The 7,789-nt window shown below is 42.5% G+C and carries 9 protein-coding genes and 6 pseudogenes; 13 read left to right on the plus strand and 2 right to left on the minus strand.

From position 1 onward, the window contains the following. The 9 genes and pseudogenes from ACJHX3_RS24035 to ACJHX3_RS24075 form a co-directional block, all read left to right on the plus strand. Nucleotides 1–207 (plus strand): annotated as a pseudogene (locus ACJHX3_RS24035) (hypothetical protein); the annotation flags it as partial. After that, complete coding sequence (locus tag ACJHX3_RS24040; RefSeq protein ID WP_134884683.1) at nt 204–695, plus strand: DUF5983 family protein; 492 nt, start codon at nt 204–206, stop codon at nt 693–695. The pseudogene ACJHX3_RS24035 and the gene ACJHX3_RS24040, both read left to right, overlap by 4 nt. A gap of 16 nt (nt 696–711) precedes the next feature. Then, on the plus strand, nt 712–888 hold the full coding sequence (locus tag ACJHX3_RS24045; RefSeq protein ID WP_001419233.1) for a DUF957 domain-containing protein: 177 nt from the start codon (nt 712–714) through the stop codon (nt 886–888). A gap of 105 nt (nt 889–993) precedes the next feature. Then, nucleotides 994–1,143: pseudogene (locus tag ACJHX3_RS24050) on the plus strand (hypothetical protein); the annotation flags it as partial. Further along, a pseudogene (locus tag ACJHX3_RS24055) lies at nt 1,134–1,247 on the plus strand (transcriptional regulator); the annotation flags it as partial. The pseudogenes ACJHX3_RS24050 and ACJHX3_RS24055, both read left to right, overlap by 10 nt. Before the next feature lie 353 nt (nt 1,248–1,600). After that, nucleotides 1,601–1,828 (plus strand): annotated as a pseudogene (locus ACJHX3_RS24060) (Arm DNA-binding domain-containing protein); the annotation flags it as partial. Nucleotides 1,829–2,103: 275 nt separating this feature from the next. Then, entirely contained in the window at nt 2,104–2,289 is a 186-nt protein-coding gene (locus tag ACJHX3_RS24065; protein WP_032343432.1) for a hypothetical protein, read from the plus strand. A 16-nt stretch (nt 2,290–2,305) separates the two neighbouring features. Beyond that, nucleotides 2,306–2,908 carry a restriction endonuclease subunit S gene (locus ACJHX3_RS24070; RefSeq protein ID WP_000276816.1) on the plus strand — a complete coding sequence of 201 codons (603 nt, stop codon included), beginning with the start codon at nt 2,306–2,308 and terminating at the stop codon, nt 2,906–2,908. Next, nucleotides 2,901–4,382 (plus strand): N-6 DNA methylase, encoded by a 1,482-nt coding sequence (locus tag ACJHX3_RS24075; RefSeq protein WP_001293292.1) that lies wholly within the window; start codon nt 2,901–2,903, stop codon nt 4,380–4,382. The genes ACJHX3_RS24070 and ACJHX3_RS24075 overlap by 8 nt, the downstream gene beginning before the upstream one ends. Nucleotides 4,383–4,427: 45 nt before the next feature. Here the strand turns inward: ACJHX3_RS24075 and ACJHX3_RS24080 are convergent. Next, nucleotides 4,428–4,912, minus strand: a pseudogene (locus tag ACJHX3_RS24080) (M48 family metallopeptidase); the annotation flags it as partial. A gap of 100 nt (nt 4,913–5,012) precedes the next feature. On the opposite strand from ACJHX3_RS24080, the gene ACJHX3_RS24085 reads away from it, so the two are divergent. From ACJHX3_RS24085 to ACJHX3_RS24100, 4 genes and pseudogenes are all read left to right on the plus strand, one after another. Further along, entirely contained in the window at nt 5,013–5,159 is a 147-nt protein-coding gene (locus ACJHX3_RS24085; protein ID WP_250391496.1) for a hypothetical protein, read from the plus strand. Nucleotides 5,160–5,631: 472 nt separating this feature from the next. Next, complete coding sequence (locus ACJHX3_RS24090) at nt 5,632–6,654, plus strand: ParB/Srx family N-terminal domain-containing protein (protein ID WP_094321965.1); 1,023 nt, start codon at nt 5,632–5,634, stop codon at nt 6,652–6,654. Between the two features lie 21 nt (nt 6,655–6,675). Continuing rightward, nucleotides 6,676–7,218, plus strand: a complete 543-nt coding sequence (locus ACJHX3_RS24095) for a hypothetical protein (protein ID WP_000651188.1) — start codon at nt 6,676–6,678, stop codon at nt 7,216–7,218. 19 nt (nt 7,219–7,237) lie between these two features. Beyond that, nucleotides 7,238–7,422: pseudogene (locus ACJHX3_RS24100) on the plus strand (integrase); the annotation flags it as partial. A gap of 271 nt (nt 7,423–7,693) precedes the next feature. Here ACJHX3_RS24100 and ACJHX3_RS24105 read toward each other — a convergent pair. Then, nucleotides 7,694–7,789: IS1 family transposase (locus tag ACJHX3_RS24105; RefSeq protein ID WP_000851394.1), on the minus strand; the 96-nt coding region annotated here is incomplete at its 5' end.

The following is a 7,789-nucleotide window of genomic DNA, read 5'->3' on the forward strand; positions in this document are numbered from 1 at the left end:
TTTTTACGCACTGCGGTTAATGATTTCATGGATAGCGTCCACCATATTTGGTGTCCACTATTCTTTCAGGAATTTCAGGATCTGCCAGACGGTGCTGAGACGACGCTTACTATTCTCCGGGCTCGCCGGGCAACAGGCCTGATGACCCGCCACAACTACAGAACGGTGAACAATATCACCCTGGGTAAGTATCCGGAGGCGAAATGATGAAACTGGCCCTGACACTGGAAGCCGACAGCGTTAACGTACAGGCACTGAATATGGGGCGAATTGTCGTTGATATTGATGGTGTTAATCTCGCTGAACTGATTAACATGGTCTGCGATAACGGCTACTCCCTTCGTGTTGTTGATGAATCTGACCGGACCTCAGCAGACTGCACGCCACCATTTGTTGCCCTTACCGGCATACGCTGCAGTACCGCACATATCACGGAAACGGACAACGCCTGGCTGTACTCGCTGTCACACCAGACCAGTGACTTCGGTGAATCAGAATGGATTCATTTTACCGGTACCGGTTATCTGTTACGTACCGATGCGTGGTCATACCCGGTTCTGCGGCTTAAGCGCCTGGGGCTGTCAAAAACGTTCCGTCGTCTGGTCGTCACACTCATCCGGCGTTATGGTGTCAGTCTCATTCATCTGGATGCCAGTGCCGGATATCTGCCGGGTTTACCCACTTTCGACAGGTAATCCGGAAATTCACAACATGAAATCATTAACCACGGAAACAGCGCTGGATATTCTGATTGCGTGGCTGCAGGACAATATCGACTGCGAATCGGGAATTATCTTCGACAACGATGAGGATAAAACAGGTTCGGCAGCACTGTTGCGCTGTATCGAACAGGCCAGGGAGGGTATCCGTACCCTGCGCCAACAGTAACTTTTGCACCAGAACCAGTGAAGATCACTCACCCGATTTCACTTCCCTGACGTCAGCCTGAACACGGCTGGCGTTTTCATTTATAAACAGAAAGGAAAAATGATGATGTCAGATACCACACTCTCCCGCCCGGAGGTGGTCAGCGGGCATACGGACGTTATCTATTCCACCTCAGTCTGCCACATTCTGGCTGTACGAAAGAGTACACTGTTGCCAATCGACATAATTATCCGGCATCAAGTAAGCGATATCAGTTAACCGATATAGATGGGGAAGATGCTTTTATCCGGATTGGTTCTATCGCGATGGTGCGAGTACCACTTGATGCAATGGAGCCTGTCGAGGAAGATGACGAGTAACAGAGCTCGGTATCTCAATCAGGACCTGATTGTCCTGGTTCGATGCCGAAAACCAGTGATTTTTCGTGTTGGTATCTGTGTTGGTATAGGATGGTGTTGTTTATTATTAACAATTTTAAATCATGAGGTTAAATCGCATGTTTGAGTCCGGCCTTCGCACCACACCGTATGCAAATCGAGTCGCTCAAGGGCGGCTTTTTTTGTGTCTGAAATCCAGTATCCGCAATGCCTTCCTCACTTTTTCACTCAACCTAATTCAATCTACATCAACTTACTGATGTGGGTACAACTGTGGGTATATCCCGGTTCGATAATGTTTGTACCCACACAGAACCTTTGAAAGGACACTCATCATGGCTCTGAGTTATGTGAAGGTTCGTGCTGCCCAGCCTGAAATAAAAGTCTATAAGCTGGCTGATGACGAAGGCATGGTGTTGCTGGTTCACCCTAACGGTTCAAAATACTGGAGGCTACGTTACCGCTTTGGTGGCAAAGAGAAGATACTGGCGCTGGGGAAATACTCCGAAGTCTCACTGGCGGATGCCAGGGCACGCAGGGATGAGGCCCGTAAGCTATTAGCTATTTGGAAAGTGGCACCAAAATATTTCCCCATCATGAATTCGTAAGATAAATGAGAATAATCATGAACTTAATGATTCCATGATGGATAGCGACAACGATAGCTTTAGAAAGTAGTACGACGCTACTGTTGCATAAATTCTCTATAGTCTGTTATAGTCTTTTTACTGACCTAGTACAACGCTACTACCTGGGTAAGGGAGGGAGTAAATAGCAGTTGCCGCTGCTATTTACTCAACACATTCTGGCTAAAACCGTTACGAGAGGTTCCAACAAAATGAACGATAAAAAATATCAATCCCTGCGTAAAAAGTCAATAAGTAAGGGGGGGATGGCTTGTATCGTCATGCTGATACACACGCTCTCCTTTTCCTCATTACAGATGGATTTAGATGTACGTGTGGGGGATGTGAATTGGAAACACTCGATTGTGCTTAAAACTACTGGAGGAAAGGGAGAGTAATCTCCCTAACTTACTTATGTATAAAATTGTTACATTAGAGAGTGTTGCTGAGATCCGCTTAGGTATGCCCTTTAAATCGGCGATACAAGATGCTGGTGAGCAAGGCTCCTGTTATCTTATCCAGACGAAAGATATAGGACTTGACGGCATTTTAGATCTTGGTACTTTAACCTCTGTTATCCCAGAGGGTAATCCTGAGAAGCATTATCTTTTCCCTAATGATATTTTATTACGTCTGCGGGGACCTGTGTTTTCAGCTGGGATTATTGAAGGAAATCTAGGCAAACCAATCATTACGTCCAATCAGTTAGCCGTGATTAGATGTAATGAAAATCTAATACTACCACATTATTTACATTGGTATATAAACTCTACTTCTGGGAGTAAATATATTCGCAGTTTGAGTGAAGGTACTAGTATTAGTAAAATTAATTCAAAAACGGTTTCTAAAATGGCTGTTAAACTCCCCAATTTGAGAGTTCAAGAAAAGATTGGTTTTATTAATAGAAACTGGATTAAACAAAAAGTCATCTATAATTCACTAATACAAAATGGCGATGTGCTCTTTGATGGTATATGTGAAAATATCATTGATAGCGAGGAGTTAGAAAATGAGTGAAATGAAGGCACTTCATAAATCATTGTTGCTTGCTTGTGATTTATTTAGAGGAAAAGTTGACTCATCTTCTTATAAAGATTATATATTTTCAATGCTATTGTTGAAATATATTTCTGACATAAAGGCTGACTATTTATCTGATTTAATTAATGAAGACTATTCTGAGTTGTTAGAAATTGTTTCTCGAGTACCTGAGGATGCAAGTTTTTATAAAATATATCATGAAGCTAAGAATCATGGTGATTATATTGGAGAGAGGATTGACAACTCGCTGAGATTAATTGATCAGGCTATTGATTCGGTCTGTCAAAATAGAGGTGGTTATTTATTCGAGTCTATACAATTTGCAACGGTTAATTTTGGTGCAAGATCAGAAAGAGATCGGATGCTTAATAATTTACTCGCTATTTTTGCACGTCCTGAAATGAATTTTGGATATACTCATGATGGTAATGATAAGATAAAAGTGGCGTGTAGATATCTTTTTGAAAGGATTGCATCTGACTCGGCGATGAGGGGGGCAGAGTTTTATACCCCAGAAGGTATTTCATTACTATTTGCAGAGTTATTGCAGCCTAAGGGTGGAGATAGTATTTGTGATCCTACTTGTGGGTCTGGTTCTCTTTTAATTACCCTAGGGGAAAAGATAAAAAAATCCTTTAAAAGCAATAATTATACTTTGTTTGGTCAAGAGGTTAATAGGTCCAGTTGGGCATTGGCTAAAATGAATATGATTATGCATAACGAAATTAATAGTCGGATAGAATGGGGGGATATAATATCTAGCCCTCAGTTTCTGGATACAGATAATAGATTAATGAAGTTTGATGTGGTTGCTTCTAACCCTCCATTTAATATTATCGGCTGGAATCATGATGATTTAGTACATAATGATTATGGTCGTTTTAATTTAGGTTTTCCACCTCAGGCCAAGGGGGATTATGCCTTTATTTTGCACATGGTTTCAACACTTAAAAGTGCAACTGGTAGAATGGCCATACTGGTATCTCACGGTGTATTGTTTCGTGGAGGTCAAGAGGAGAATATAAGGAGAAATTTAGTTAGTGAAGGGTTGTTAGATGCGGTAATAGGTCTACCAGATAGGTTGCTTTTTGGGACAGGAATACCAACCGCCATTTTGATCTTCAGGAAAGATAAAAAGAATTCTAATGTCGTGTTTATCGACGCATCTGATTTGGCTAAACCCGTAAAGGGGCGCAACTTAATAACAGATGAAATCATTAGGAAGGTATCAGAATGCTACTTTGAAAGAAGTAGTGTCTGCAATTTTTCGCATGTGGCTTCTTTTGATGAAATACAAAAAAATGATTTTAATTTAAATATTTCTCGGTATGTTAAGAAACATGAAGAGCCGGCTTTTGTTGATCTTAAGGGCTTACGCCAACAGCGAGAAGAACTACTTTCAACATTGTATGAATTAGAAAGAGAAATGAAAGGTTTTATTGATAATTAATGGAAATGGTTGATGCGATAGTATCAACCATTTTCTGATTAAATTTCAATACTTCCAGTGATTATAAGCTAATGGCATTTTATTCAACTTAGCTCTGTGTCCGCGCCAATTTGGTTCATCATAGCGGTAAAACGCTCGTTATGCTTGCATTCGTATAGATGGACGAGTTCGTGAACTACAATAAATTCAAGGCATTCAGGTGGTTTTTTTACCAGTTCGAGATTGATCCAGATGCGTGCGGTCTGTGGATTACAGCTACCCCATTTGGTCTTCAGTCGCTTGATGCCAACAAAACTGGCTTCAGCCTTTACCTCTTGCTGCTATTTTTCCATTAACTTAGGCAGTCTTTGTTTTAAAATACCGCAATACCACTGGCTGAGAACTATTTTCCGTTAAGCCGTGTCGTTATGTGGGGGAACTTTCAGGCATATCCAGCCTCCCTGAAGTTTCACTTAAGCCGGTTTATTCACTAAAACTACATCCAGCCGATATCCTCTTCCCCAAAGATAGTGTGTTTCGCCACTACATATCGAGAGTGAACGCTTCTATGAATCGCCCGTAGAAGAGGAACGCCTGAACTGTGAGCCCATACGTATGGGCGCTTTTCTATTGGGAAGCGATATAGCGACAATGAGTGAGCACTCATCCCTGGAAGGTTTACTGAGTCTTGATAAAGAACGCCTGATGGATGTGTTAGTACGAGACTATGATGTGGGTGATGCCGGGATTGAGCAGATCATCAATGATTTCTGGGATGGTATGGTTAGCGATCGTTGAGGAGAGCTTTGAATGAACTGTTCATAATACTATTCTGTTCATGAATTATGAACTGTGTCATCGTGAATATGTATGGATATTATGTCGAAAAATTGATTTTTTAAACATATTTTCCAGACCGATTTAACCATTTAATCAGTCTCATTCATGTTACAGAGCTATCTGTAAAATGGCGCACCATGCAATCTGGCAAGGGAGTATTGCGACTACTTTATGCCATTGCAGATTATCATCCTGCTCCTGGTGGCGGCGTTGACTCTGGGGTTGGTGCTAATTGTGCTTTGGCGGCGCATATTTGGTTATCGCAGCTGGTGATCACGGTAAATATGCCATATTAATTGTAGAGCATTTGAGATGGAGGATGGCTGTGTAGGATGAGTACCTTGGCGATGTTTCTGCAGCGATATCAGTTGCTATCTGGATTATTATAAAGGTCTTAGAATAAACACTGGCTGGTCAGGGAAAGACGAGAATGACTGAATATTGGTGGAAAGATCTTTTCGATCGGAATAACAACTGGCAGGGGCTGGAGTTTACGATTCGGGCGCATCAGGGGGTTGCACAGGCAATGGATATGCTCAGTGGTCATCATGGGCGGATGGCGTTGCAATTACATGGTGAGACATTATTTTGGGCATCAATGTTAAAAGATCATTCAGGTGTCTGGTTGGTGTTTAACGTTGATCATTCTGGACGGCAGAGTTTAGTGCCCCCTGTGACATCAGCAGATGTAGAACAAATCAAATGCAAAGGGGCTGAGGTTTGGACGGGCGAGTGGTGCCGGTATTTTACCCGGCAGCTAATGAATACTCCAGTACCCCTTCTGCCTCCGCGTCGCTGGTTGCTAAGGCCTGTGGATACCACCAGACCCTGTAACCAATCCATTTCTATAGAGAACTGGCGCTTTGATTCTCCTGAGAGCACCGGGAATATCGGCTGTGACTGGACGCTTTATGGTGAAGATTTCCCGGATCTGACTAATCCTGAAAAAATCAGGCTAGTGGACTGGTGGTGGGGAGGTAATTTGTTACTTGGACGTTACCACGTTCATTTCAACGCAGGGCGATTGAAATGGTGGCGTAAAAAGTGCCGCGAGGAAACATTGCCCCCGATACTGGTCTGGTACATTGCCGGGTTGGGATCATTTGTTATTCTGGATGGTCATTATCGCCTTCAGGCTGCGATTGAAGAAGGTACTCCCCCCTCATTTCTGGTACTCAGTGAACTTAATGAACGGAATTTTCCTGTCGACCAGGAACACCAGGCGCGTATTACTCGGGCGCTGGAGCGGCAGAGTCAGAATCCAGGTTGTAGCATTGATGGTGTAAATCAAACACTGATTAATCTTTATGATAACCGTTACCTGTACGCATCGACTTACAGCCGCGCTATTCTCGGTAAAGGTGAATCTTGGGCGGCAGATGTAAATAGTTATTTGCACAAGCATAATCTGGAAGAATATCTGGATAAGATAGTAAATCGGGTTAATGATTGATGAATCAGAGCGGAGGTTCTAGTGAAGGATTTTTTCAGGGAGTATAGAGATACCATTCTTGCATCTGTGGGTATCATCGTCGCTGTATTTTCGCTCTACTTTACTCAGGAGCAAAGTAAGGAACAGATTAAGCATAATCATATCTCTGTCGAACCACGTATAAACGCTTATGTCTCTAATGATGGTCGGATAAATAAATCAGGCCTTTACATCATAAATAATGGAATGGGGACGGCTTTTGTCTCAAATATTACCGTAATGGTTGATGGTAAAAAGATTGATCCTGTGGGAGACAACATCTTTCTTGCTTCAGTGCATGCGCTCGGATTGGATATTACGTGTTTTGTGATCGGAGGTCCAAGACCAGGTGATTCATTCAGAGTGGGCGATGAGGTGTTCCTGGTTGAGGCTCGGGGAACGGATAGTCGCTGTGATGTCGATTCACTTGAGTTGCGATTAGCTGCCTCCCAAACCGGCAGGCTGGATTTCATTCTGGACGTTGAGTCCATTTATGGTGACAAATTCCGCTATATTTATTCGCAGAATAAGCAAGTCAAGCTGTAATCAAAAGGGAAGAGATCGGCGCCATTTGAGCCGTCAGGCCGTTGATCTCACCATATTAATCTTTATTCGTTCCAATGAGTTGTGCGTTGGTCAGAAATTGATTTTGAAACGGCAATGTGGACGATACCGGCTGAATGAGAAGGTATTGAAGGAGTGAAGTATTCGCCGCGTGGCTCGAAAATGCGTACACCTCATCGGGCACCCTAACTCAACAGGCACAGTGACACAGAATTCGAAACGTTCTCGTGACGTTTCGATTAATAAATTCTAATGTTGTATAAAATAATTCATTAACTCGTGTTCTATATGCTCAACGGCCATATCTATACGTTTGGCAATATTATTATCAACATTTAAATTTAAATGACTACGGAACCTAAGTACTGATTCTGCAATGTTATCAACATTTCGCCAGTAAAGAAATTTGGACATTTCTGATTCTCTGATGGAATGCAATGCTGGTAATGACTCCAACTTATTGATAGTGTTTTATGTTCAGATAATGCCCGATGACTTTGTCATGCAGCTCCACCGATTTTGAGAACGACAGCGACTTCCGTCCCAGCCGTGC

The organism is Escherichia sp. WS1265 (assembly GCF_046487585.1).
GTDB lineage: Bacteria > Pseudomonadota > Gammaproteobacteria > Enterobacterales > Enterobacteriaceae > Escherichia > Escherichia coli.